The following is a 24,860-nucleotide window of genomic DNA, read 5'->3' as shown; positions in this document are numbered from 1 at the left end:
GCGAAGGTCACGTGGGCGGAGGCTCCCGGGCTGTTCCTCCGTCAGGCGACGGTGACGCTGTCGTCGAGGTAGACGTCCTGGACGGCGTGGAGCAGTTCGACGCCTTCTGCCGTGGGCCGCTGGAAGGCCTTGGTGGTGAGCGTGCCGTACACGAGCGGGTCGGTCCTGCCGAAGCCCAGCGCGCGGTAGCCGCCGTTGTTCTCTTTCGGCGTTGCAGCCGCCCTCGACGGCGAGTTCGACGACGTTCTTCGGGTCGAGGTGGCGGGGGTTCGGGCGAACGCGGAGGCCGCGGAGTGCTCGGTGCCCTGGTCGACCGGCAGGATCGACACGTAGCCCGTCCCGGCCAGCCGGCCGTGGTCGAAGAGGGACTGGAGAATCCCCTGGGCGGTGTGGGTCAGCGGGTCCTTCGCCTCGTCGCCCACCAGGCCTTGGATGTCGGTCATCGTTCCGCCTCTCCTGTCCCGCGGCATTCCACGTCAGAGTCCGTTCGGCCCGCAGACTCCACCGACCCCCGCGGTGGAGCGGGGCGGAGCGCCGCACAGCTCTCTCACCAGGGCCACCGGGAGTCCGCCGTGGAACAGTGGAAGTGGAGTCGACGGTGCGCGGCGGGCGAAGGAGGGCGTGATGAGTCACCCGGTGCTGGCGGGTATCGACGGATCCGGGCGCAGCCTGGCCGCAGCCGACTGGGCCGCGCGGGAGGCGCTGCTGCGCGGCGTTCCGCTGCGTCTCGTGCACGCCGCGCCACGGCTGCCGGGCGACGCCGTCCCCAACCCGGCGGCGGAGACGCTGCACCACGTGGGTGAGCGCCTGCTGGAGCGGGCGATCGGCGAACTCGGTGCCCGCCACCCGGACCTGCAGGTGCGGGGCGAGCAGGTGGCCGGCCCACCGGCCCCGGCGCTTCTCGCCGCGACGCGCAGCGCCGGGCTGCTGGTGGTCGGGGCGCGGGGCTCGGGCGGCTTCGACGGCCTCGCGGTCGGCTCGGTGGCCCTCGCGACGGCCGCGGCAGCCGCCTGCCCCGTCGTGCTGGTGCCCGAACGGCCGTCCGCGGGCTTCGCTGACGGGACCCGCGCGGCGCGCGCCGCCGGCCAGGTCGTGGTGGGTTTCGACGCGCGGCGTCCGGTCGGTGAGGTGGTGGACTTCGCGTTCACGGCCGCCGAGGCGCGCCGGGTGCCGCTGCGCGCGGTCCAGGCGTGGGCGCTTCCCGCCGAGGCCGTGTCTCCCCAGACGCTGTTCGTGACGGAGGAGGACCGCGCGACCTGGGAGGACCAGGAGGTCCTGCGACTGTCCGACGCGCTGCGCACCTGGCAGGACAAGTATCCGGACGTGACCACCCGTACCGATGTCGTCCTGCTCCACCCGGCCGAGGCCCTGCTGAACGCGTCCCGGGAAGCCGACCTGCTGGTCGTGGGCCGCCGCGCCGACTCCCGGGCGGCCGAAGGCCGGCTGGGGCCGGTGACCCACGCCGTCCTGCACCACACGCGCCGCCCGGTGGCGGTCGTACCGCACGCCGGCTGACGGTCGGGAGCGTCGGGAGCGTCAGCCGAAGAACACCCCGAACTCGTCGTACAGCGACGGATCCACCTGCTTGGTCCGCTCCCGGGTCTCGGCGAGGGGGATGCGGACGATCTCGGTGCCGCGCAGGGCCACCATGGTGCCGAAGTCGCCGTCCTTGACCGCGTCGACGGCGTGCAGTCCGAAGCGCGTGGCCAGCCAGCGGTCGAAGGGACTCGGGGTGCCGCCGCGCTGTACGTGGCCGAGGACGGTGGTACGGGCATCCGTGCCCGTGCGCGCCTCGATCTCCTGGGCGAGCCACTCGCCGATGCCCGAGAGCCGTACATGGCCGTACTCGTCCAGCGACTGGTCCTTGAGGATCATCTGCCCTTCTTTGGGGGTGGCCCCCTCGGCGGTGACGACGATCGGCGCGTAATGGATCTTGAACCGGTTCTTCACCCACGCACAGACCTGCTCGATGTCGAACGGCCGCTCCGGGATGAGGATCACGTTGGCGCCGCCCGCGACGCCCGCGTGCAGGGCGATCCACCCCGAGTGCCGGCCCATCACCTCCACCACCAGGGTGCGCATGTGCGACTCGGCGGTGGTGTGGAGGCGGTCGATGGCCTCCGTGGCGATGCCGACGGCCGTGTCGAAGCCGAAGGTGTAGTCGGTGCCGGCGACGTCGTTGTCGATGGTCTTCGGCACGCCGACCAGGTCGACCCCCTGGCGGCTCAGCTCCGTGGCGACACCGAGGGTGTCCTCGCCGCCGATCACGACGAGCGCGTCCACCTGGTGTGCGGCGAGGGTGTCCTGGATGCGCCGCACTCCGTCCTCGTGCTTCAACGGGTTGGTGCGGGAGGACCCGAGGATGGTTCCGCCCCGTGGCAGGATCCCGCGGACGCCGGCGACGTCCAGCGGCACGACATTGCCCTGCAGCGCACCGAGCCAGCCGTCCCGCAGGCCGACGAACTCGAAGCCGTACTCCTGGACTCCCTTGCGGACGACGCTGCGGATCACGGCGTTGAGGCCGGGACAGTCGCCGCCACCGGTCAGCACTCCGACCTTCATGGTTCCTCCCTTCTCCGAGTGGAGGGACAGTCGCAGAGCCGGGTGACTCTCCCTCCAGCATGAGCGCCGGGGAGCCGGTCTGCGAGCCGCCCCGGGGCCCGGCACCCAGGACCACCGGGCCCGTGACACGGCCCTGCGGGCGTCGGATCATGGAGAGCAGGAGGCGCGGAGGTGACGCCGATGTCCGACGCGACGACCACCGACCTGTACGAGGTCACGATGGCCCTGTCGTATCTGCGCGAGGACATGACCCGGCCGGCGACGTTCAGCCTGTTCGTCCGCGAGCTGCCGCCGGAGCGGGGCTTCCTGGTCGCGGCCGGTGTGGAGTCCGCACTGGACTTCCTGACCGGCTTCCGCGTCGGCCCCGAGGACGTCGCCGCGTACGCCGCGGCACTGCACCGGCCCGAGCAGGACCTTGCGCCGCTGCTCGGCCTGGAGTTCACCGGCCTGGTGCGGGCGGTGCCGGAGGGCCGGATCGTGCTGGCCGGCGAGCCGCTGCTGGAGGTGACCGCACCGCTGCCGCAGGCGCAGCTCGTCGAGACGTACGTACTGAACCAGGTCAGTCACCAGACGGCGATCGCCTCGAAGGCCGCCCGATGCGTCCTCGCCGCGGCGGGCCACCCGGTCGTGGACTTCTCCCTGCGCCGCACCCATGGCACCCACGCGGGCCATCAGGTCGCCCGGCTGGGCGCGATGGTGGGTTTCGCCGGGACCAGCAACGTCGCCGCCGCGACCGCGGAAGGGATCCCGGCCGTCGGCACGATGGCCCACTCGTACGTGGAGGCGTTCGGCACCGAGGAGGCGGCCTTCCGTGCCTTCGCCCGGTGCCACCCCGGTCCGGTGACCTTCCTGGTGGACACCTACGACACGGAGGCGGGCGTGCGGGTCGCGGCGCGCGTGCTCGGCGACCTCGACCTCGCGGCCCGCGGGCCGGGCTCGGCGGTGCGGCTGGACAGCGGGGACCTCGGTGCCCTCGCCGCGCGGGCGCGCCGACTCCTCGACGCCGCCGGGCTGCCGGACGTCCGCGTCGTCGCCAGCGGCGGTCTCGACGAGTACGCCGTCGACGACCTGGTCCGCTCCGGGGCGCCGATCGACGTCTATGCAGTCGGCACCCGGGTCGGGGTCTCGGCCGACGCGCCCTTCCTGGACTCCGCCTACAAGCTGGTGGAGTACGCGGGCCGACCGGTGATGAAGCTTTCCTCGGCGAAGGTCACGGCCCCCGGTCGCAAACAGGTGTTTCGCCTTCCCGGGTACGCCGATGTGATCGCACTGAGCGACGAGCCGCCGCCCGGTGGGGGAGTGCCGCTGCTGGAGACGGTGATGAGGGACGGCCGACGCGTCGGCGGGCGGTCGACGGTCACCGAGTGCGCTGCGCGGTTCGCCGCCGATCTGGAGGGGCTGCCGTCCGCGGCCCGCCGGATCCGGGCGCCCCTGGCACCTCGGGCGGCGGCCTCGGAGCGGCTGACCGCGCTCGCCGAGCAGGTCCGGCGCCGTATCGAGACCGAGCAGCGGACCGTGCCGGGATGAGGAGGAAACGATGCCCCACACAGCGGAATGGAAGGTGCGCCTCTACCTCTTCGAGGACGAGGGGACCACGAAGGCCCGGGTGGTGCTGGACACCGGCAGCACATCGCTCACCGGTCATGGCGTGGCGCACCGCAACCCCGCGGACACCGACGTGCCCGAGATCGGCGACGAGCTGGCGGCGGGCAGGGCGCTGCACGACCTCGGGCAGCGACTGGTGGACGCCGCCGCACGCGACATCGACGGCATGGGCGCGTCCGTGACGCGGCGGGAACCTCCCCAAGTCACCGGCTGGCCCGTGTGACCGACGACAGCGCCGCCCGCGCGGCGGCGCTCTCGTCGTCCTGGCTCATATCGTCGCCGGCTGACTCCGGGATGCGTCGACCCGGCGCCCGATGTGCGCGCAGACCGCGACCACGCCGTCGACGTTCCTGCACAGCCGTTCGATGATCGGGATCAGGCCCCCGGACCGACGTGCACGTCCGTCATGTCGAACGAGGCCACGGGAACCTGGCCGAGGCGCACACCACGGGCGGCGAGGGCTGAGGCGCGGAGGGACTGCTGGTGCGGGATGAAGGCGGTCGCCCCGGCTCACCCGGTCCTGTGCCCCCACAGGGGCCCCACCAGGTCCCACTCCCGGCCCCACTGGTCGATGCGCCGCCGATCCAGCCTCCATCGCGCGAGGGCCCCGGCGCCGACGGCCGCACCGGCCAGTCCGACCGCGGCGGCCACTCCCAGAACGCCGGCCTCGATGGCGGTCTCCGTGGTGCTCGGCGGCTCGGTGACGAGTGCGCCCCGGCCGTCCAGCCACACGGTCACCTCGGCGCCGGCCTTCTGCCCCGTGTCCACCAGGGTCCTGTCGGTGTGCGTCGTGCCGTCGGGGGTCGTCCAGCTGATCCTCGCCAGGGCGAGTGTTCCACCGCTCGCACTGGCCGAGGCGGGAACGTCGGCGAGGAGCACGGCCGGCACGGGACGCCGTTCGGCGCGCTGCCGAGTGAACGCCTCGGCGGCGGCCTGGGCCGTCACCAGCCCGACGACTGCGCCGCCCACCAGGATCACCGCCCAGACGGCCAGCACGATCCAGGCCTCGACGATGTCGTCACGCCGCCGCAGCGGGTTGCTGTGCCAGCGCCACAACCGCCTCTTCGCACATGTGCCGTCGCTCATCGGTCCGCACCTCCTCGACGTTCTCGTCGTCCTGACCGTGGCAGTGAGCGCCCGTCGACGGCATGGGCCGGTCAGACGGAGCAGTGGGACCGATCGGGTCCAACTCAAGCCCTCGGCCGGGACGTTCGGCCCTGATCGGCCCGGGCCCTGCCGCACACGCATGGCCCGCAGGGGCCGTCACGAAGGACCATCGGCCCCTCACCTCGCCGCGGCCGGGCCGTCACGCTCGAAGACAGCACCACTCCGGCCAGAGGGGAGGACACCATGCGCAGCACATCGTTCGATGCCGTGGTCCTGGAGACCTGTGTCTCGGCCGCGGTCGCCGCGCCGTCGATCCACAACTCCCAGCCGTGGCGCTTCGGCCTGGACCCGGACACGGTCACCTTCGAGGTGCGTGCCGCGCCAGGAGCGGGTCTGCGGTACACGGACCCGGAGGGCCGGGCGCTGCACCTGTCGGTGGGCGCGTGTGTGCTCAACCTCCGTGTCGCGATGGCCCACTTCGGCTGGGACCCGGTCACCCGGCTGCTGCCCCGCCCCGAGGAACCGGACCTGCTCGCCGCCCTACGGCCGACCGAGCCCGGCCACCCGCGACCGGGCGAGAGCGAGCTGTACGAGGCCCTCTGGCGTCGGCACAGCAGCCGCTTCCCGTTCTCCGACCGACCGGTGCTGCCCGGCCCGCGCGTCGAACTCGCCGCGGCGGCCGCCGCGGAGGGCGCCTGGCTCCTCTTCCCCGACCACGCCGAGACCGCACGTCTGCTCGCACTCACCGCGGACGGTGAGCGGCGCAACCGACTGGACGCGGACCGCTGCACCGAGAGCCGCCGCTGGGTGCGCCAGGATCCGTACATCGAGACCGGGAACGGCATGCCGCCGGAGGTGCTCGGCCCGCAGGACGCCACGGAACGGCTCCCCATGCGCGACTTCACCGCCCAGCGCCACCCCGACCGGCTGCGCGCCCGCCCCTACGAGTCGACTCCCGTCATCGCGATGCTCACCACCGAGCACGACCGCCGCACCGACTGGCTGCGCGCCGGGCAGGCCCTCGAACGCGTCCTCCTGGTGGCCACGGTCCACGGACTGCGCGCCTCCCTGCTGCACCAGGCGATGGAGTGGCCCGACCTACGCGAGTCGGTGACCTCCGGGCCCGGACAGGCGCACATGCTGATACGGCTCGGCTACGGCCCGGAGGGCCCCAGCACGCCGCGGCGCGCGGCGCGTACGGTGCTCGACGCCTCGCCGCGGTGAGCGGACCGTCACTGGGGCGCGTCAACCTTCTGTGACGGTCGCGGCCCGGTCCTGACGAGCGCCGGCAAGTCGGGGTGGATCTCGAACACGCCCGTCAGACCGGTGATGCGCAGCAGGCGCAGGAAGCGCGCGCTGCGACTGACCAGTCGCAGCGCGCCCTGCCGGGCCACGACGCGGTTGCGGGTCCGGCACAGGACGCCCAGCCCGCTGCAGTCGATGAAGGTCACGGCCCGCAGGTCCAGCACCAGGTCCGGGCACTCGTCGGCCGTCAGCGCGTCCAGCCGGGCCATCAGGGCCGGCGCCGCGAGGAGATCGATCTCGCCGCGCGGCTCCGCGACGGTCGTACCAGCGACGACGCGCACCGAGAGAGGCGGGGTGCGGCTGGTGTGGTTCTGGGACATGGGCACAGCGAATCGCGTGCCGGCGGGCGGGCGGAAGGGCCGGTCGGCCCAGGCCGACCGATCCCGCGGGGCCGACCGGCCCAAGCACGGGCACCCGGAGTGGGACAAGCTGGACCTGCGGGGCGATGGACACCGGCTGCGCCCCGGAGCGGCAGAGGAGGGAAGGATCGCCATGAAGGGCTTCGTCTTCCACGGTCCCGGACAGTCCTCCTGGGAGGACGTCCCGGACCCCGGCCTCAAGGACCCCACGGACGCGATCGTGCGCGTGGATGCCGTCACCATCTGCGGAACCGACCTGCACATCCTCAAGGGCGATGTGCCCGAGGTGCACCCCGGCACGGTGCTGGGGCACGAGGCGGTCGGCGAGGTCGTGGAGACCGGCGCCGACGTGCGCACCGTCCGGCCCGGGGACCGGGTCCTGGTCTCCTGCATCACCGCCTGCGGCCGCTGCTCGTACTGCCGCAGGGCGATGTACGGCCAGTGCCGGGGCGGTGGCGGCTGGATCCTCGGCCATCTGATCGACGGCACCCAGGCCGAGTACGTGCGCGTCCCGCACGCCGACCTCTCCGTCCACGCGCTGCCCGGCGGCCTGGACAGCAAGGACGCGGTTCTGCTGGCCGACATCTTCCCGACCGCCTATGAGGTGGGCGTGCTCAACGCGCGGGTGCGGCCCGGTGACACCGTCGCGGTCGTCGGCGCCGGCCCCGTCGGGCTCGCCGCGATCGTGACGGCCCGGCTGTTCGGACCCGAGAAGATCGTCGCCGTGGACCTGGCCGCCGCCCGGCTGGAGGCCGCCCGGCAGCTCGGCGCCGACGCCGTGGCCGACGCCCGCGAGGCTCCGGAGCAGTTGATCGCCGACCTCACCGACGGGCTGGGCGCCGACGCGGTCATCGAGGCCGTCGGAGTCCCCGAGACCTTCGAGATGTGCACCCGCATGGTCCGGCCCGGCGGGCACGTCGCCAACGTCGGCGTACACGGCGCCCCCGCGACCCTCCACCTCGAAGACCTGTGGATCAAGAACCTCACCCTCACCACCGGCCTGGTCGACACCCACTCCACCCCGACCCTGCTGCGCATGGCGGCGGCCGGACGGCTGCCCACCGCGGACCTGGTCACCCACACCTTCCCGCTGGACCGGATGGAGGAGGCGTACGAGGTCTTCGGCCGGGCCGCCGACACCGGGGCCCTCAAGGTCGTGCTCGGCGGGGAGCCGCACGACACGGTCGCCGTCCGCGCGGCCTGACGAGAGGAAGTGACGGCCATGACCGAACAGGTCCGGCCGGCGGCGACCGAGGCGGCACCGGCGGGCGACCTCGGACGCCGGATCGCCCGGCGACGCACAGAACTGGGCCTCTCCCTGAAGGAGACGGCCACCCGGGCCGGCATGGCCCCCGCCTATCTCCGCTACCTGGAGGAGCACCCGGCCGCCGCGCCGGCCGCGGGCGCGCTCCACGTGCTGGCCGAGGTCCTGCACACCACCGTCAGGGAGCTCACCGGAGGGGACACCGACCTGCCGCCCGGTGCCGGTCCCCAGGCCTCCGGCCGTCCCGGCATCGCCGAGCTGTCCACGGGGGAGTGCCGCGCCCTGCTGTCGACCCACGGGGTGGGGCGCATCGCCGTGCCCACCGTCACGGGGCCGGTCGTCGTGCCCGTCAACTACAGCGTCGTGGCCGGCGCCATAGTCTTCCGGACCGCCCCGGGCACGACGCCGTCGCAGGCGGCCGGCTGTCAGGTGGCCTTCGAGGTCGACCGCATTGACGACGTGTTCGGTCAGGGCTGGAGCGTGCTCGTACGGGGACGCGCGCGGACGGTGACCGACCCCGACGAGGCGCATCGGCTCGACGAGGCGGCGTACAGCAGGCCCTGGGTGGGCGGGCGACGCGACCAGTGGGTGCTCATCGATCCCCTGACCATCACCGGGCGGCGGATCACGGTCTGAACAGGGGCCGGGGTCCGACCGACCGGAGCCCATGGCCCTGGCGGACGACCGGCACCCTCGCGAACGATGGACGACGCTGCCCGCGGTACTGCCCATGAACTTCGGCCTGGACGACGGCGGCGCCGTGCCGCTGCGCGTCGTCGTCACCGGCTCCGCCACGGTCGTCACCGACCCGGCCGAGCACGGGCGCCTGCTCCACACAGGCCCGCGCTCCTGGGTGCCGCGAAGTCGTGGGCGGACGCAACGTGTACGGGCTGGACATCCCCCTCCGCCCCGGTGCTCGTCGCCTGGACCGGTGTGGGGCCGAACGGCCCGGCGCGCGCGGGACGTTCGGCGCCGCGCCGGGTGCACGTGGCCCCTGCCGGCGACATCGTGGAAGGACGAGCATCAGGAGCACGGAGCAGAAGGGAGAGGGAGATGGCACCCCACCATGTGGTCGTCGGAGTGGACGGTTCCCTGAACGCCGTGCGAGCCCTCGACTGGGCCTCGGACGAGGCGGCCCGGCGCGGCGCCGAGCTGCGGGTCGTGTACGCCGTGCCCGAGCGCGACGAGGCGGGACCCGTCCTCACGTCGTCCGTGGCGCGTGTCCGGGAGCGTCATCCGGCCCTGGCCGTCGTGAGCAGGGCTGCGGTGGGCGGCGCCGTACGGGCCCTGGTGCGCGAGAGCGGGGGCGCCGACCTGACCGTCGTCGGCACCCGGGGCTTCGGCGGTGTCGCCGGACTGCTGGCCGGCTCGGTGAGTCTGCGCGTGGCCGCGCAGGTGCACGGCCCGCTGCTGATCGTGCGCGGTGATCACCCCTGCGACGGCGACCGTGGCGTACTGCTCGGCCTGGAGGACGACTCCGACGCCGACGCGGCCGCCTACGCCTTCCTCGAGGCCGAACGGCGGGGTGTCCAGCTGCGCGTCGTGCACTCCACCCACCACCACATCACCCCGGAGCTGCCCTCCCTGATCCCCGGGACGAGCCCGGGACAGCGGCGGCGCGCCCAGAACGACCTGGCCGAGGAGGCCGTGCCGCGCTTCAGCCTGGCCGAGCTGCGGGACGCGCACCCCGAGGTCGCCGTCGAGACCCGCACGGTCCGCCGTGGACCGGCCGAGGCCCTGCTGGACGCCACGCGCGAGTCGGCCGTCGTCGTCATCGGGGCACACCGCCGCACCAGCCGCATCGGACCGCAGCTCGGACCGGTCGCGCACACGCTGCTGCACAGCTCCCACTGCCCCGTGGTGCTGGTGCCGACGGCGGCATGACCGCACAGGCCTGTTTCGGCGAGGGCAAGGATCTCCGTGAGACGGGTACCCGACCGCGTGCACATGCGCGCGGGACCGCGACCAAGGAGCATCCGATGGCGGACGCCGAACAGCCCGGCACCCACGGTCCGATCCAGGTCTTCCTGCTGGACGACCACGAGGTGGTACGGCGGGGGGTGCACGACCTGCTCGACGACGAACCGGACATCACGGTGGTCGGCGAGGCCGCCACCGCGGCACAGGCCCTGGTACGGGTGCCCGCGCTGCGCCCCCGGGTCGCGGTGCTGGACGTGCGCCTGCCCGACGGCGACGGAGTGACGGTGTGCCGGGAGCTGCGCTCGCGGATGCCGGAGCTGGCCTGTCTGATGCTGACCTCGTTCGACGACGAGGAGGCCCTGCTGGACTCGATCATGGCCGGCGCTTCCGGCTACGTGCTGAAGCAGATCAGGGGCTCCGACCTGGTGTCGGCCGTACGGACCGTCGCCCGCGGCCAGTCCCTGCTCGATCCGAGCGCCACCGCCAAGCTGATGGCCCGGCTGCGCCACGAGCCGGAGCGGGAGCCGGACGCCCTGCCCGGCCTGACCGACCGGGAGCGGGAGATTCTCGCCCTGATCGGTGAAGGGCTGACCAATCGGCAGATCGGCCAGCGGCTCTTCCTCGCCGAGAAGACCATCAAGAACCACATCTCCCGGCTGCTGGCCAAGCTCGGCGTCGAACGCCGCATCCAGGCAGCCGTCATCGCCAGCCAGGCCCGGGACCGCATGAAGCAGCAGGGCCACTGAGAGGTGGGCCGGACGTCCCGCGCTTCGGCCCCGTACGGCCCCTGCCGCGGCGGATCCGCAGACCGGAGGCTGGCAACGTACCGGGACCCACCGGGCACCGAACAGGAGGACGACGGACATGACCGTACGTGTGGGCATCAACGGATTCGGCCGGATCGGCCGCAACTACCTGCGCTGCGCACTGGAGCGCGCCGAGACCCCCGCCGGCACCCCGGTGGAGGTCGTGGCGGTCAACGACATCACCTCGCCCGCGGCGCTGGCCCATCTGCTGGCGTACGACTCGACGTACGGCCGCATCGGCCGCCCCGTCGAGCACGACGACGACTCGATCACCGTGGACGGCCGGCGCATCACCGTCACCGCCGAGCGCGACCCGGCCGCCCTGCCCTGGGGCGACCTCGGCGTCGACATCGTCATCGAGTCGACCGGCCGCTTCCGCACCCGGGAACAGGCCGGGGCGCACCTCAGGGCCGGCGCGCGCAAGGTGCTGCTGTCCGTGCCGGGCAAGGACGTCGACGCCACCGTGGTGATGGGCGTCAACGAGGGAACGTACGACCCGCAGAGCGACCACGTCGTCTCCAACGCCTCCTGCACCACCAACTGCGTCGCCCCCATGGTCAAGGTCCTGGACGAGCACTTCGGCATCGTCAAGGGCCTGATGACCACCATCCACGGCTACACCAACGACCAGGTCGTCCTCGACGGCCCGCACAAGGACCTGCGGCGGGGCCGCAGCGCCGCCGTGAACATCATCCCCACCTCCACCGGAGCCGCCCGCGCGGTCGGCCTGGTCCTGCCGGAACTGGCCGGCACCCTGGACGGCATCGCCGTACGCGTGCCCGTCGAGGACGGCTCGCTGACCGACCTCAGTGTGGTACTCGACCGGCCGGTGACCGCCGAAGAGATCAACGCCGCCTTCCGCGAGGCCGCCGACGGGCCGCTCAAGGGCGTGCTGCGGGTGTCCGACGCCCCGATCGTCTCCCGCGACATCGTGGGCGACCCGGCCTCCTGCGTCCTGGACGCCCCCCTGACCCAGGCGCACGGCGAACTGGTCAAGATCTTCGGCTGGTACGACAACGAGTGGGGCTACACCAACCGGCTGCTCGATCTCACCGAGTACGTCGCCGCCCGGCTACCGCGCGGCTGACCGGGAATCCCGCTCCGGCCACCGGAGCCTGATCCCATACCGTCCCCCGTCCTGGACCGTTACCGTGGCACGTGACCGTAACGGTCTTCCGGCAGGTCGAGGGGACGTGGAGGAGCACCGGTGGAGAGCCACGAGCAGGCCGACAAGGCCCGCGTACGGCTGCCGCAGCTCAGGCTGGACGAGCTGCTGGAGGAACTGCAGGCCCGGCTGGACGCGGCCAGGGGCACCCGCGACCGGGTGCACAGCCTGCTGGAGGCGGTGCTCTCGGTCGGCCGGGAGCTGGACCTGGAACAGGCGTTGCACAGCATTGTGGAGGCCGCGGCCGTGCTGGTAGACGCCCAGTACGCCGCGCTCGGCGTGATCGGCTCCGACGGCAAGCGGCTGTCGGCGTTCCACACGGTCGGAGTCGACGAGGAGCAGATCGCCAGGATCGGTCACTACCCGGAGGGGCACGGCATCCTCGGCGAGCTGATCCGTCACCCCGAGCCGCTGCGGCTGACCAAGATCTCCGAACACGAAGCCTCCTACGGCTTCCCGGCGCACCACCCCCCGATGAACACCTTCCTGGGTGTCCCGATCCGGGTGCGCGACCAGGTCTTCGGCAATCTCTACCTGACCGAGAAGCGGGGTGGGGTGCAGTTCGACGAGGAGGACGAGTCGGTCCTGTCGACCCTGGCCGTGGCGGCCGGTGTGGCGATCGACAACGCCCGCCTGTACGAGGAGTCCCGGCTGCGCGAGCGCTGGCTGCGGGCGACCGCGGAGATCACCCACGCCCTGATGTCCGGCAGCGAGCGCGGCGAGGCTCTCGGCCAGATCGCCGAACACGCCCGGAAGATCACCGGCGCGGCCCTCGCCGTGGTCGCCATGCCGCTGGAGGGGACCGAGACGCTGGAGGTGGAACTGGCGGTCGGACAGGGCGCCGAGGCCCACCGCGGGCTCGTCCTCCCCATGGACGGAAGCCTGATCGGCGAGGCCTTCTCCACTGACGCTCCGGTCACCAGCCCGGACGTCACCCATGACGACCGTGCGCCGTTCTCCTCGCCCAGACTGGATGGGCTCGGGGCCGCTGTGGCCGTGCCCATCGGGTCCGGCGACGGTGTCCGCGGTGTCGTACTCCTGGTGCGGGAAGCGGGGCGCATAGTGTTCTCCGAGAAGGAGATCGAGCCGCTGAGGGGCTTCGCCGCGCAGGCCGCGATCGCGATGGAGCTGGCCGAGCGCCGTGCGGACGCGGAGCAGATCGCCCTGCTGCAGGACCGCGACCGGATCGCCCGCGACCTGCACGACCTCGCGATCCAGCGGCTCTTCGCGACGGGCATGACGCTGCAGAGCGCCGGTCGCTTCATCGAGCACAAGGAGGCCTCGGACCGCGTCGACCGGGCGGTGGAGGACCTGGACGAGACCATCAAGATCATCCGCTCGACGATCTTCGGCCTGCGAGCCCGTGACCAGGCTTCCGGCAGCGGGCTGCGGGCCCGTGTGGTCCGGGTGGCCGGCGAGGCGGCCTCGGTGCTGGGTTTCGCGCCGAGCGTGCGCATGGAGGGACTGGTGGACACCGACGTGCCTCGGGAGATCGCCGACCATGTCGTGGCCGTGCTCTCCGAGGCGCTGACCAACGTGGGCCGGCACGCCCACGCCGACCGCGCCGACGTCGCGCTGGAGACCGACGGCCGTGAGGTACGGCTGACGGTGTCCGACAACGGCGTGGGCATCCCGGCCGACGGGCGCCGCAGCGGCCTGGCCAACATGGCGGAGCGGGCACAGCAACTGGGCGGCGACCTGACGGTGATCACTCCCGACGGCGGCGGCAGCACGCTGGTGTGGCGGGCGCCGCTGACGCCCGAAGCGGAATAGGCGGCGCCGGCGCCTGGGCCGTTCGGCCCCCTCGCTGGGGACCTTCGGATCTGCCGGGCCAAGGACCGCGGTGCCAGGCTGAAACCCGGCTCACGGGGCCACATCGGCGGATGTGAACGCCTCGTGCGGCTTCTCGGGAAGGGCAGGCGGGTCACCCTGCCCGTGCCGGGCCCGCGTCAGGCCGACACGGGCCGTGCTGGGGACGCGCGGTTCCGCGGTGTCGGCGGGCCCGGCATACACCGGCGGCGGCACGGAAGGGCCGGCCGGAGGGGGAGGGTCGTCATGAGGTTCCGGGTGACACTTTCGACGGTCGGGATCATCGTGGCGCCCCTCGCGGTACTCGCCTCCCCTCGTCCTCCGGCCGTTCGAGCTGGGGCGTACTCCCGCGCGCGCCAGGTGCCGTGAGGACGGTCCTGCGGGACCTCGTGGTCGAGTGGCCACACGGGTTCTCGCGCCGGCGGCCGCCGCTGACGCCGACTCATGGCGGCGGCCGCCCCTTCCGAGGGAGGGCTCTGCACGGGCTCGGCTTCGGCAGCCGGACATGGAGCGGCGCTGCCCGCCATCCGGCGGCGCCAGCGAGAACGACCGGATTCGACGGTGCGCCGGAACAGAGAGGTCCTCGCACGACCCTCCTCGCCGGGGCAGGGGCCGCCTATGGTGGTGAACTGCGCCCCGGACCCCGGCCGCCGATGTCGGCCGCGCCCGTGGGAGGCGCTGCGCCGCCCACCACGGCGCGCCGACCCCGAACCGGACTTCCCCGCCCGGGTGCCTCCCGCGTGAGGGACGGGGAATACGGTGTCCGGCCGGCGGCCGTGAGGGGAGCGCCGGCCGGACACACCCGCCGAACCCGGCTCACTCCTCCGGCACCATCTCGATCGCACCGGACGGGCACTCGGCGACGCACAGCCCGCACCCCTTGCAGAAGTCCAGGTCGATCGTGAATCCCTTCCCGGGCCCCAGCTTGGTGATCGCGTTGTCCGGGCAGACGCCGTAGCAGTTGTCGCACTCGAAGCAGTTCCCGCACGACATGCAGCGCCGGGCCTCGAACAGGGCCGTGGACTCGTCCAGTCCCTGCACCACCTCGTCGAACGTCGAGACACGGCGGGCCAGTTCGAGCCGGTGCCGCACCGAGGCGGGGGCGTCCGAGTAGTACCAGGTGTTGAGGCGGTCGAAGCCGGCCGGAGCGTGCTTGGCGCCCGCCTCGTACGAAGTCCCGCGCAGATACGCGTCGATGTGCCGCGCCGCCCTCTTCCCGTGCCCCACGGCCACCGTGACCGTGCGCTCGGCGGGCACCATGTCGCCACCGGCGAAGATGCCCCGGTGGCCGGTCATCAGGCCCTCGGAGACCCGCACCACGCCGTGGTCCACGGCCAGCTCGGGCACGCCCTTCAGCAGCGACAGGTCGGAGTCCTGGCCCAGCGCCAGCACCACCGTGTCGGCGTCCAGTTCCTCGAACTCGCCCGTGGGCCGCGGGAACCCCGTCTCGTCGAGCCGCATCCGCTCGATCGTGAGACGGTCGCCGTCGGCGTGCTTGATGGTGGACAGCCACTTCATCCGCACGCCCTCCTCCAGGGCCTCCTCGACCTCCTCGTCGTGTGCCGGCATCCGGTCCCGGGTGCGCCGGTAGACCACCACGGCGTCGGTCGCGCCCAGCCTGCGCGCGGTACGGGCCGCGTCCATGGCCGTGTTGCCGCCGCCGTAGACGGCGACCGTACGGCCCAGCAGCGGCGGACCCTGGCCCTCCATGCCGCCCAGCAGCCCCACCGCGTCGAGGATGTGCGCGCTGTCGCCCGCGGGGATGTACGTACGCCGGCCGATGCCCGCGCCCACGGCCAGGAACACGGCGTCGAAGCCGCCGTCGCGCTGCGCGGCGAGCACGTCGTCGACGCGGGTGCCGGTCTCCAGGACGACGCCGAGCGCGAGAACGCGGTCGATCTCCGCGTCCAGGACCTCGCGCGGCAGGCGGTAGCGCGGGATGCCGTAGCGCATCATGCCGCCCGGGCGCTCCTGTGCCTCGCGGATCGTCACCTCGTGGCCGAGGAGCCGGAGATGATACGCCGCCGACAGTCCGGCGGGGCCGCTGCCGACGACCAGTACGTGCTTCCCGGAGGACACCGGCGCAGCGTCCACCCGCCAGCCGCGCCTGATCGCCTCGTCGCCCAGGAAGCGCTCGACGGCGTTGATGCCGACGGCGTTGTCGACCTGCACCCGGTTGCAGGCCGTCTCGCACGGGTGGTAGCAGACCCGGCCCATGACGGCGGGCAGCGGGTTGTCCCGCATCAACTGCCGCCAGGCGGACTCGTAGTCGCCGCTCTCCGCGTGGAACAGCCACTGCTGGATGTTCTCGCCGGCCGGGCAGGCCTGGTTGCACGGCGGGAGCCGGTGGACGTACTCGGGGCGCTCGGTGCGCCAGGCGCCGGTCCGGTTGGCCAGGCTGGAGCCCACGTCCAGGGTGATCGCGAACGGCTTCTCCTTCACGGCACAGCCTCCTCGGCCAGCAGCCCGAAGCGGGCGATGTTCCGGTCGGCGGCCCGCTGGATGCGGGAGACGACGTCCGAGCGGACCTCGGGCTCGAACAGGTGCCGGTACCGCTTCTGCGGCCGCAGGTACTCCTCCACCGGAACCCGGCGCCGGATCGGCGTCACGTCGGTGACCTCGCCGTCGACCGCCTCGAACACCGGGAACAGACCGCTGCGTTCGGCGAGCCGCGCGATCCGCACCGTGTCGCAGGACGCCGTGCCCCAACCCAGCGGACAGGGCACCAGGACGTGCAGATAGCGGGCCCCGCGCATCCCCATCGCCCGGTGCACCTTGGCCTCCAGGTCGCGCAGTCCGGCGACGGTGGCCGTGGCGACGTACGGGATCTCGTGGGCCATGGCGATCAGCGGCAGGCTCTTGCCCTGCCCGAAGGCCGCGCCGGGCTCCTCGCCGACCGCCTGGGTGGTGGCCGTGCGGGCCGCCGGGGGAGTGGCGCCGGAGCGCTGGACGCCGGTGTTCATGTACGCCTCGTTGTCGTAGCAGACGTACAGGACGTCGTCGCCGCGCTCGAACATGCCCGACAGACAGCCGAAGCCGATGTCCACCGACCCGCCGTCCCCGCCCTGCCCCACGACCCGGACGTCCGTGCGTCCCTTGGCCCGCAGCGCCGCCGCGACCCCGGCGGCGACGGCGGGCGCGTTGCCGAACAGGGAGTGCAGCCACGGCAGTTGCCACGACGTCTCCGGGTACGGCGTGGAGAACACCTCCAGGCAGCCCGTCGCGTTGACCGCGATGACCTTGCCGCCGGCCGCCCGCTGTGCCGCGTCCAGGACGTAGCGGGCGCCGAGCGCCTCACCGCAGCCCTGGCAGGCGCGGTGCCCGGACGTGAGCGCGTTGGCCCGCGCCGGGTCGGACTGGTCCGACTGCAGCTCCGGGCCCAGCAGCCGGTTTCCGGCGGCGAAGCTGCCCACCTGGTAGAACTTGACCTGCCGCGCGGCACTCATCGGTCGCTCCCCACATCGCGCAGGATGTTCTCGGCCGACGGCCCGGACCTGCGGGTGCGTGCCATCCGCGCCAGCTCCCGCTCCACCAGTTCGGTGTCGAGATCCAGGAAGGTCAGCGGGTCGAGGCGTCCGGCCATCGCGTCGTCGAACAGCCGGTGCAGCGACGCCTTGGTGATCGCCCGCCCGCCGAGCCCCGCGACCACGGTGCGGCCGTCGAGGTGGATCCCGGACAGCGCCGTGCGTACGTTCGCGGACACGATCCCGCCGATGCCGACGGCGAACGCCCGCTCCAGCACGACCACTTGGCGGGCCCTGCCGAGCACGGCCCGCACCGCGTCCAGCGGGAACGGGCGGAACGACGTGATGCCCAGCGCCCCGATCCGCACCCCGCGCTCGCGCATCTCGTCGACGACGTCGCAGATCGTGCCAAGCACCGAACCGAGCGCCACGACGATCGTCTCGGCGTCCTCACAGGCGTACGGCTGGACCAGCCCGCCGCAGGCGCGTCCGAAGACCGCCCGGAACTCCTCGGCGACCCGCGGGATCGCCTCCAGTGCCTGCATCTGCTTGGCGTGCGCCAGATAGCGCACCTCGGTGAAGGCCTCCGGACCGACCATGGCGCCGATCGACACCGGCTCCGCGGGGTCCAGGACCTGGCGTGGCTCGTACGCCGGCAGGAACGCGTCGACCTGTGCCCGCTCCGGCACCTCGATGCGCTCCCAGGCGTGCGTCAGCACGAAGCCGTCCATGCACACCATCACCGGCAGCGACAGCTCCTCGGCCAGCCGGAACGCCTGCGGATGCAGATCGGCGGCCTCCTGGTTGTCGCGCGCGTACAGCTGGATCCAGCCCGAGTCGCGCTGGGACATGGCGTCGCTGTGGTCGTTCCAGATGTTGATGGGCGCGCCGATCGCCCGGTTGGCGACCGTCATCACGATGGGCAGGCCCAGGCCGGAGGCGTTGTAGAGGGCCTCCACCATGTACAGCAGGCCTTGGCTCGCGGTGGCCGTGTAGGCACGGGCGCCGGCCGCGGACGCCCCGATGCACAGGGACATCGCGGCGAACTCCGACTCGACGTTGACGTACTCGCAGGGCTTGAGCGCACCGGACTTCACCAGCCGGCTGAGCTCCTCGACGATGTGCGTCTGCGGGGAGATCGGGTAGGCGGCGATCACTTCGGGACGGCAGTACGCGACGGTCTCGGCGACCGCACGCGAGCCCTCAGTCTGTTTGAGCATGGGCGGGCTCCCCCCGCGGGTTCGTGGGCTGTCGGCGTCGCCGGGCGCGGATGTGTGCGTACGCCTCCCGGGCCGCGGCCGCGTTGGCGCTGCCCAACTCGCCGTGGAAACGCCCCTGTACGGCGTCGGCGAGCGAGTCGATCGTCACACAGCCGGTGAGGGCGGCGAGGCCGCCGAGCAGGACGACGTTCGGGACCGGGCGACCGAAGTGACGCAGGGCGATGGCGGTGGCCGGGACCGTGAGGACGGGCCCGGTGAGCGACGTGAGGCCCAGAGCGTCCGGGTCGCCCGGCGAATTGACCAGCACCGAGCCGCCGGGCGTGAGCCCTTCGACGACGTTCACCTGGTGCAGCAGGGTCGCGTCCTGGATCACCAGCGCGTCGGGACGGGTGACGGGTTCACGGACCCGGATCGGACGGTCGTCGATCCGGCAGAACGCCATGACCGGCGCCCCCGTCCGCTCCGACCCGAAGCTCGGGAAGGCCTGTGCGTGACGGCCCTCGAAAAAGGCCGCCACCGACAGCAGCTCCGCCGCCGTGACGGCGCCCTGGCCACCGCGGCCGTGGATGCGTACCTGGAACATGGGCGCCCTCCTCGGGTGCGGCCTCACTCGTGCGCGATCACGGCGACCGGGCACCTGGCGTGGTGGATCGCCGCGTGGGCGACCGGACCGGTGTGCGTGCCGAGCCTGGACGGGCGGACCCTGCGGCCGACGACCAGCAGACCGGCGTCCTCGGTGGCGTGCAGCAGCCGCTGTGCGGCGCTGCCCTCCTCCGCCAGCTCGACGACCTCCACCGTGGGGAACTTCTCCCGCCACCGCCCGAGCACCGAGGCCAGCGTCCTGGCCGCGGCCGCCCCCACCGCCCTGCGCGCCTTCGCGGCCGCCGCCCCCTGGACGTACGGGAGCTGCCAGGCGTACACCACCCTGAGCGGGGCGGCGCGCAGCCTGGCGCTCTCGAAGGCGAACGCGATCAGTTCCTCGGACTGATGGACCGGGTCCACGCCGAGCACGACGGGCCGGTACGGGGTGTGCGCCGACGGCCGGCCGTCGGCGTCCGGCACATGCTCGTCCGCCAGGCTCTGGTCGGCGCGCACGAGCACGACGGGCCGCGCCACACGGGCGACGGTCGCCTGCGCCACCGAGCCGGCCATGAACCCGCCGAATCCGCTGAACGCCCGGCTGCCGAGCACCAGGAGCTCGGCGTCGGCGCCCGCGTCGACGAGGGCCTCCGGGGCGGCCCGGGCGATCTGCTCGGTGCTGAGGGACACCTGGGGGTAGCGCTCGCCCAGAAGGTCCGCAGCCTCGCGCAGGATCCGTCCCGCCCGGTACTGCGGTGCCGCGAGCTCCGGCAGGTCCGACGCGGCGGAGGGCAGCCCCTCGAACGCGTGGACGAGGCGCAGCGACAGGCCGCGCCGCAATGCTTCCCTGGCCGCCCAGTCGGCGGCGGCGAGGCTTTCGTTGGAACCGTCCAGTCCTACGACAACAGGGCGCCGCACGACCAACACCTCCCCGATCGGCCGTCCGCGCACGGTGCGCCGGACTTGGCACTCTCAGGCTTTCGCGCCGGGGCCGGCGGCGGCAGGGGCTGCGTGGCCTCGCCGGTGGGCCGAACGGCCCTGGGTGCCGCCGCGCACGGCGATCACGACGCCGTCCCACGTGTGCCCACTGGGACCCTGGACATAGGGCCGCTCGGCCCATGCCGTCCCCACGCCTGTGACCGAGTCTGGAATCAGGAGACGTACGTCCGGACCACGGCCGTGTCGGTGGCCGGTGGCCGGTGGACGAGGAGGCAGACCATGACGAGCATGACGGTGTCCCGCCTGCCCAGGCTCCTGTCCGCCGAGTACCGCGGCAGGCTGATGACCCTGGCACACGAGGCGCGCTACCCGTCCGGCATCCGTCTGTTCGACGAGGGCAGGCGGGCCGACCACTTCTGGATCATCCGGTCCGGCGCGGTGGCCCTCGACATGAGGGTGCCCGGGCGTCGGCCGGTCGTGCTCGAGACGCTGGGATTCGGAGACCTGCTGGGCTGGTCCTGGCTGTTCCCGCCGCACACCTGGCAGTTCGGCGCGGAGACGGTGGGGCCGGTGTCCGCCCACGAGTTCGACGCCGAGGCCGTGCGCCGCATGTGCCTGGACGATCCCGAGACGGGCCACGCGATCACCATGTGGGTCGGCGACGTGGTGGCCCGCCGCCTCCAGGTCGCCCGCACCCGGCTCCTGGACCTGTACGCCCCCTACGGCAGCGGATCGCGGGGGTGACTCCCGGCCCCGTCCGTCGCCCGCATCGCATACCGCCGGAGGACATCATGAACGGCACCCCGAGCTTCGTGAGCGACGTGATGACCCGCACCGTCGTGGCCGTCCGGCGCGGAGCGACCTTCAAGGACATCGCCAAGGCCATGGACCGGTGGAACGTCAGCGCCCTGCCGGTCGTGGACGACGAGAACAAGGTCATCGGCGTCGTCTCCGAGGCGGACCTGCTGCGCAAGGAGGAGTTCAGGGAGAGCGACCCCGGCCCGTCCGTCCCGCCGACCGAACTCGCCGCCCTCACCAAGGCCGACGCGCGTACCGCCGAGCAGCTGATGACGACGCCGGCCGTCACCGCCGGCGAGCACGACACCCTGGCCCGGGCCGCCCGGAGCATGGCGCACCGCGGAGTCAAGCGGCTGCCGGTCGTCGACGGCGGCGGGGTGCTGAAGGGCATCGTCAGCCGCTCCGACCTGCTCAAGGGATTCCTGCGGGACGACGAGTCCATCGCCGAGGAGGTACGGCACGAGGTCGTCGCCCGACTCTTCCCCGAGGCGGAGGACGCGATCCGGGTGGAGGTGCACGAAGGAGTCGTGCGAATCACCGGCCGCGTGCGCGACACCACGGTCGTACCCCTCGTGACATGGCTGACCCGCGCCGTGGAGGGCGTCGTGGGCGTGGACTGCGAGCTGCTGGGCCCGCCTCGGCGCCCCGTCCTCGACCCGGACCCCCTCGACGACACGGCGCTGATACGGCCTCCGGGAGTCGTCGAACCCCGCTGACGAGCCGCGCGCGACGGCAACGCGCACGCCGGACGCGGCGATCGACATGGGCCCGCCGGGCCTGCGTGCAAGGACGGTCATTCCCGCCCGCCCAGGGCACCGAGGGCGATCGCCGTTCCCGCAAGGGCCGCTCCAGCCCTCCTTCCGGGACGCCCGGCTCATGTGCCCCGGGCGGTATCGGAGTTGGCTGGACGTGACGGGGGACGATGCCGATCCGAGGGGGCGAGGACTGTGGGCACGAGTCTCACACCGGAGTTCTGGGAGCGGTTCACGCTCCTGCTGTTCGCGGCGACAGGGGTGACATGCGTCCTCGCCGCGCTGTTCGACACGCTCGTGCTTCGTCGGCGCGGCCGCCGGGCGCGCAGGCGGCCGACCCCGCCGTCGCGGGCCCCGCACCGGCCCGAGACCGCGATCCACCACTCGTCCGTCCGCTGCTGAGGCACCCGCCGATGCTGCTCCCCGCCGCCCGCGCGGCGGGGAGCCCTCATGCGTCCAGCAGCTCCCGGGCGATCTCGACCGCCCAGGCGTCGATGGCGCCCCAGTCGCGGCAGTCGCCGTAGCGGCTGCCCATCAGACGGAACCGGATCCGGCCGCCGAGCGGCAGATGGGACGCGCGGATGACGCCGGAGAAGAGCCGATGGCTCCGATACGGCAGGTCCGCGGGCACGCTTCGGCGAAGGATCACGGGGGCCTCCCGAGCACCCATCCGCCGCAACGGCCCGCGCAGCGCCCCCGGCATCCCGACGCTGAACAGCCACACGGGACGCGGACCCAGCAGCTCCGCGCTCTCGTTCACGAACTGTGCGGCCGCGTCGAGCCAGCTCTGGTTGCCCACCAGAACACGCATGACGCTCACCTCGTCACGCGGCTCCGCTCCGTACGACGGAAGGGGCACCGACAGCCCTGAGGCGTGGCGCGCGACCCTCGGAGACCGGCACCGTCACCACGGGCACCGCGGCATGCCGCTGGCACTCACGGCTCACCGTGCCCACCGCCGGGGTCTCCCACCGCTCGTGCCCCGCGCGGCCCAGGGCCAGCAGCAGGGCGCCGTGCGCGTACCGCAGAAGCACTCGCACGGGCGGCCCCTCCACCACGACGGCACGCACACCGGGGTCGACGTGCGAACCGAAGGCCTCGCGCACGGCCGAGGCCAGGACCTCGGCGGCCCGCTCGCGCTGGTCCGAGACCGTCGGGCGGGCCGACACCGGCGCGTACGGCGCGTACCCGGCCGTGCCCGGCTCCCAGGCGTGCACGGCGACGACCCCCGCCCCGAGGGCCCGTGCCTGCTCCGCCGCCCAGCGCAGCGCGGCCACGGACGCCTCGGACCCGTCGACGCCCACCACGATTCCGTCGGCGTGCTCGGTCATGGTTGCCTCCCCGGACGGCCCGGCCTGTGCTCCCACGTTCTCCCCCTCAGGGTCGGCGAAGCATGGGCCGACCGGTTCCGGGCCCGTGCCCAACGGTCCCTTGCCACCGCACGCGGGCCCGCTCGTCGCCGCCCCCGGGGCTGCTCGGGCAGGCGCCCGGGCCGATCGGCCCCTGCAGCCCCCCGGTCGCGCGTGCCACGGTGGAGTGGGACCCCGCGCCGCACCATGCTGCGGCCCGACGAAAGGCGGTGGATGCGATGGAGCTGCCCCTGGTCGTAGGTGTCGATGGATCGGATCCGAGTCTCACCGCGGTCGACTGGGCCGTGGACGAGGCGGCCCGGCACGGTCTGCCGCTGCGCCTGATATACGCGTCCCTGTGGGCGAGGTACGAGGGCGACGTGCCGTCCGTCGGGGAGGAACGCCCGTCCGAGCGAGTCCTGGCGGAGAACATCGTCGGCACCGCCGCCGAACGCGCCCGGCGACGCAACCCCGAGGTGAAGATCTCGGCCGAGGTGGTCCCCAACGAGGCGGCGGACGCGCTCCTGGGCGAATCCCACTACGCCTTCGCCGTGATCACCGGCTCGCGCGGCCGGGGCGAGTTCGCCGGCCTGCTGCTGGGCTCGGTCGGCTTGGCCGTGGCCGCCCGCGCCCACGGACCGGTGATCGTGGTCCGCGGCGACAAGGCCGGCCTGGCGGGCACCCACGAGCGGATCCTGCTCGGCGCGGCCGACCCCGCGATCGCCGGTGAGGCCGTGAGATTCGCCTTCCGCGAGGCCGAGGCACGCGGGTGCACGCTCGATGCCGTACGAGCCTGGCGAGCCCCCGCCCACGAGTCGGCCGACCAGCAAAAAGCACGGGCGTCCGCCTTGCTGGACGCCGTTCTCCACGACTCGATGGCCGACCACCCGGGCGTGCGGGTGCGTCGCGACACGGTGGAGGGCCCGGCCCGCCGGGTGCTGCTGCGCCGGTCGGCGGCCGCGGACCTCGTCGTGATCGGTGCGCGGCGCCGGTCCGGCCAGTTCGGGCTGCAACTCGGACGCGTGGGACACACGCTCCTGCACCATGCCGCCTGCCCCGTAGCCGTCATACCCCAACCGGAGTGACCATGGAGAGCCCGCCTACCCCGACGGCGTCCGCGAACGCACTCGCACCCGTGTTACGGCACATCCGTGCCGTCGTGTTCGACACCGATGGTGTGATCACTGATTCGGCTCGGGTGCATGCGGCTGCCTGGAAGGAGGCCTTCGACGGCTTCCTGGGGGCGCATCCGCCGGCGGATGCGGATCAGCGGCGTCCTTTTGATGTGGGGGAGGACTATCTGCGGTATGTGGATGGCAGGTCCCGTCTGGACGGTGCGGCGGCTTTTCTTGCCGCGCGGGGTGTGGAGGCGTCGGCGGAGAGGGTGCGTGCGGTGGCTGCCGAGAAGGAGCGGCTGTTTATGGAGCGGCTGCGTGCGGACGGTGTTGATGCGTATCGGGGGACGGTCCGGTTGGTGCGGGTGTTGCGTGGGGTGGGGGTGGGGGTGGCTGCGGCTTCGGCGTCTCGGCATGCGGGGGAGTTGTTGAGCCGGGCTGGGGTGCGGGACTTGTTCGACGTGCTGGTGGACGGGGGTGAGGCGGCTCGGCTGGGTCTTGCGGGTAAGCCGGAGCCGGATCTGTTTTTGGAGGCCGTGTCCCGGCTGGGTGTGTCTGCCGAGGGGGCTGTCGTGGTGGAGGACGCGCTGGCGGGGGTGGAGGCGGGGCGCAGGGGTGGGTTCGCTCTGGTGGTCGGGGTCGACCGGGGTGGCACCCGGGACTCGGGGGAGAGGCTGCGGCGGCACGGCGCCGACATCGTCGTACGGGACCTGGCGGAACTGCTGGCGTGAGGAGCGTCGAC

Annotated in this window: 26 protein-coding genes; 15 read left to right on the top strand and 11 right to left on the bottom strand. The window is 73.1% G+C overall.

Translation table 11 applies throughout. The features are described from left to right. Window positions 1–41 precede the first annotated feature (41 nt). A complete protein-coding gene (locus IM697_RS26560) occupies window positions 42–443 on the bottom strand; it encodes a beta/alpha barrel domain-containing protein (RefSeq protein ID WP_228044178.1) in 402 nt (133 codons plus the stop codon). A gap of 181 nt (window positions 444–624) precedes the next feature. Between IM697_RS26560 and IM697_RS26555 the strand changes: the two genes are divergently transcribed. Next, window positions 625–1,515, top strand: a complete 891-nt coding sequence (locus tag IM697_RS26555) for a universal stress protein (RefSeq protein WP_194038624.1) — start codon at window positions 625–627, stop codon at window positions 1,513–1,515. 21 nt (window positions 1,516–1,536) lie between these two features. On the opposite strand, the gene IM697_RS26550 is transcribed toward IM697_RS26555, so the two are convergent. Beyond that, window positions 1,537–2,562, bottom strand: coding sequence for a 6-phosphofructokinase (locus tag IM697_RS26550; protein WP_194038623.1), 1,026 nt, complete (start codon window positions 2,560–2,562; stop codon window positions 1,537–1,539). Window positions 2,563–2,742: 180 nt separating this feature from the next. Here IM697_RS26550 and IM697_RS26545 point away from each other — a divergent pair, with 180 nt between their 5' ends. Continuing rightward, window positions 2,743–4,089, top strand: coding sequence for a nicotinate phosphoribosyltransferase (locus tag IM697_RS26545; protein WP_194038622.1), 1,347 nt, complete (start codon window positions 2,743–2,745; stop codon window positions 4,087–4,089). 10 nt (window positions 4,090–4,099) lie between these two features. Beyond that, complete coding sequence (locus tag IM697_RS26540) at window positions 4,100–4,390, top strand: DUF1876 domain-containing protein (RefSeq protein WP_194038621.1); 291 nt, start codon at window positions 4,100–4,102, stop codon at window positions 4,388–4,390. A 287-nt stretch (window positions 4,391–4,677) separates the two neighbouring features. Here the strand turns inward: IM697_RS26540 and IM697_RS26535 are convergent, their stop codons facing one another. Beyond that, window positions 4,678–5,253 (bottom strand): Rv1733c family protein, encoded by a 576-nt coding sequence (locus tag IM697_RS26535; RefSeq protein ID WP_194038620.1) that lies wholly within the window; start codon window positions 5,251–5,253, stop codon window positions 4,678–4,680. A gap of 264 nt (window positions 5,254–5,517) precedes the next feature. On the opposite strand from IM697_RS26535, the gene IM697_RS26530 reads away from it, so the two are divergent. Beyond that, window positions 5,518–6,498 carry an Acg family FMN-binding oxidoreductase gene (locus IM697_RS26530; protein ID WP_194038619.1) on the top strand — a complete coding sequence of 327 codons (981 nt, stop codon included), beginning with the start codon at window positions 5,518–5,520 and terminating at the stop codon, window positions 6,496–6,498. Window positions 6,499–6,506: 8 nt separating this feature from the next. On the opposite strand, the gene IM697_RS26525 is transcribed toward IM697_RS26530, so the two are convergent. Continuing rightward, entirely contained in the window at window positions 6,507–6,899 is a 393-nt protein-coding gene (locus tag IM697_RS26525) for an STAS domain-containing protein (protein WP_194038618.1), read from the bottom strand. 172 nt (window positions 6,900–7,071) lie between these two features. Here IM697_RS26525 and IM697_RS26520 point away from each other — a divergent pair, with 172 nt between their 5' ends. From IM697_RS26520 to IM697_RS26495, 6 genes are all read left to right on the top strand, one after another. Continuing rightward, window positions 7,072–8,142 (top strand): zinc-dependent alcohol dehydrogenase family protein, encoded by a 1,071-nt coding sequence (locus tag IM697_RS26520; RefSeq protein ID WP_194049877.1) that lies wholly within the window; start codon window positions 7,072–7,074, stop codon window positions 8,140–8,142. Between the two features lie 18 nt (window positions 8,143–8,160). Then, window positions 8,161–8,838, top strand: coding sequence for a helix-turn-helix domain-containing protein (locus tag IM697_RS26515; protein ID WP_194038617.1), 678 nt, complete (start codon window positions 8,161–8,163; stop codon window positions 8,836–8,838). Window positions 8,839–9,255: 417 nt separating this feature from the next. Next, window positions 9,256–10,086 (top strand): universal stress protein, encoded by an 831-nt coding sequence (locus tag IM697_RS26510; RefSeq protein ID WP_194038616.1) that lies wholly within the window; start codon window positions 9,256–9,258, stop codon window positions 10,084–10,086. 95 nt (window positions 10,087–10,181) lie between these two features. Further along, a complete protein-coding gene (locus IM697_RS26505) occupies window positions 10,182–10,868 on the top strand; it encodes a response regulator (RefSeq protein WP_194038615.1) in 687 nt (228 codons plus the stop codon). A 118-nt stretch (window positions 10,869–10,986) separates the two neighbouring features. After that, entirely contained in the window at window positions 10,987–12,015 is a 1,029-nt protein-coding gene (gene gap / locus IM697_RS26500; protein WP_194038614.1) for a type I glyceraldehyde-3-phosphate dehydrogenase, read from the top strand. A gap of 120 nt (window positions 12,016–12,135) precedes the next feature. Beyond that, window positions 12,136–13,866, top strand: a complete 1,731-nt coding sequence (locus IM697_RS26495) for a sensor histidine kinase (RefSeq protein WP_194038613.1) — start codon at window positions 12,136–12,138, stop codon at window positions 13,864–13,866. A gap of 852 nt (window positions 13,867–14,718) precedes the next feature. Here the strand turns inward: IM697_RS26495 and IM697_RS26490 are convergent. The 5 genes from IM697_RS26490 to IM697_RS26470 are packed head-to-tail and all read right to left on the bottom strand — an operon-like array spanning window position 14,719 to window position 20,083. Then, window positions 14,719–16,344, bottom strand: a complete 1,626-nt coding sequence (locus tag IM697_RS26490) for an NAD(P)-binding protein (protein ID WP_194038612.1) — start codon at window positions 16,342–16,344, stop codon at window positions 14,719–14,721. Continuing rightward, window positions 16,341–17,348, bottom strand: coding sequence for a thiamine pyrophosphate-dependent enzyme (locus tag IM697_RS26485; protein ID WP_194038611.1), 1,008 nt, complete (start codon window positions 17,346–17,348; stop codon window positions 16,341–16,343). The genes IM697_RS26490 and IM697_RS26485 overlap by 4 nt, the downstream gene beginning before the upstream one ends. Next, window positions 17,345–18,586 carry a pyruvate ferredoxin oxidoreductase gene (gene porA / locus IM697_RS26480; RefSeq protein ID WP_194038610.1) on the bottom strand — a complete coding sequence of 414 codons (1,242 nt, stop codon included), beginning with the start codon at window positions 18,584–18,586 and terminating at the stop codon, window positions 17,345–17,347. The genes IM697_RS26485 and porA overlap by 4 nt, the downstream gene beginning before the upstream one ends. After that, window positions 18,570–19,169, bottom strand: coding sequence for a 2-oxoacid:acceptor oxidoreductase family protein (locus IM697_RS26475; protein ID WP_194038609.1), 600 nt, complete (start codon window positions 19,167–19,169; stop codon window positions 18,570–18,572). Before IM697_RS26475 ends, porA begins: the two co-directional genes overlap by 17 nt. Window positions 19,170–19,192: 23 nt before the next feature. Continuing rightward, on the bottom strand, window positions 19,193–20,083 hold the full coding sequence (locus IM697_RS26470; RefSeq protein ID WP_194038608.1) for a universal stress protein: 891 nt from the start codon (window positions 20,081–20,083) through the stop codon (window positions 19,193–19,195). A gap of 300 nt (window positions 20,084–20,383) precedes the next feature. Between IM697_RS26470 and IM697_RS26465 the strand changes: the two genes are divergently transcribed. From IM697_RS26465 to IM697_RS26455, 3 genes are all read left to right on the top strand, one after another. Next, window positions 20,384–20,848, top strand: coding sequence for a cyclic nucleotide-binding domain-containing protein (locus IM697_RS26465; protein ID WP_194038607.1), 465 nt, complete (start codon window positions 20,384–20,386; stop codon window positions 20,846–20,848). A 47-nt stretch (window positions 20,849–20,895) separates the two neighbouring features. Next, the gene (locus IM697_RS26460; RefSeq protein ID WP_194038606.1) at window positions 20,896–21,618 is read left to right on the top strand and encodes a CBS domain-containing protein; all 723 of its coding nucleotides are present in this window, start codon (window positions 20,896–20,898) and stop codon (window positions 21,616–21,618) included. A 231-nt stretch (window positions 21,619–21,849) separates the two neighbouring features. Then, window positions 21,850–22,056 (top strand): hypothetical protein, encoded by a 207-nt coding sequence (locus IM697_RS26455; protein WP_194038605.1) that lies wholly within the window; start codon window positions 21,850–21,852, stop codon window positions 22,054–22,056. 46 nt (window positions 22,057–22,102) lie between these two features. On the opposite strand, the gene IM697_RS26450 is transcribed toward IM697_RS26455, so the two are convergent. Both IM697_RS26450 and IM697_RS26445 read right to left on the bottom strand, forming a co-directional pair. Beyond that, window positions 22,103–22,465 carry an NADPH-dependent FMN reductase family protein gene (locus IM697_RS26450; RefSeq protein WP_194038604.1) on the bottom strand — a complete coding sequence of 121 codons (363 nt, stop codon included), beginning with the start codon at window positions 22,463–22,465 and terminating at the stop codon, window positions 22,103–22,105. A gap of 13 nt (window positions 22,466–22,478) precedes the next feature. Beyond that, a complete protein-coding gene (locus IM697_RS26445; RefSeq protein WP_194038603.1) occupies window positions 22,479–22,985 on the bottom strand; it encodes a universal stress protein in 507 nt (168 codons plus the stop codon). Window positions 22,986–23,242: 257 nt separating this feature from the next. On the opposite strand from IM697_RS26445, the gene IM697_RS26440 reads away from it, so the two are divergent. Then, window positions 23,243–24,088, top strand: a complete 846-nt coding sequence (locus IM697_RS26440; protein WP_194038602.1) for a universal stress protein — start codon at window positions 23,243–23,245, stop codon at window positions 24,086–24,088. Between the two features lie 2 nt (window positions 24,089–24,090). Next, complete coding sequence (locus IM697_RS26435) at window positions 24,091–24,849, top strand: HAD family hydrolase (RefSeq protein WP_194049876.1); 759 nt, start codon at window positions 24,091–24,093, stop codon at window positions 24,847–24,849. Window positions 24,850–24,860: the final 11 nt, after the last annotated feature.

This window comes from Streptomyces ferrugineus, assembly GCF_015160855.1.
Taxonomy (GTDB): domain Bacteria; phylum Actinomycetota; class Actinomycetes; order Streptomycetales; family Streptomycetaceae; genus Streptomyces; species Streptomyces ferrugineus.
Note: the sequence above shows the minus strand (reverse complement) of the source record. Positions and strands in the feature narration are given on the sequence as shown.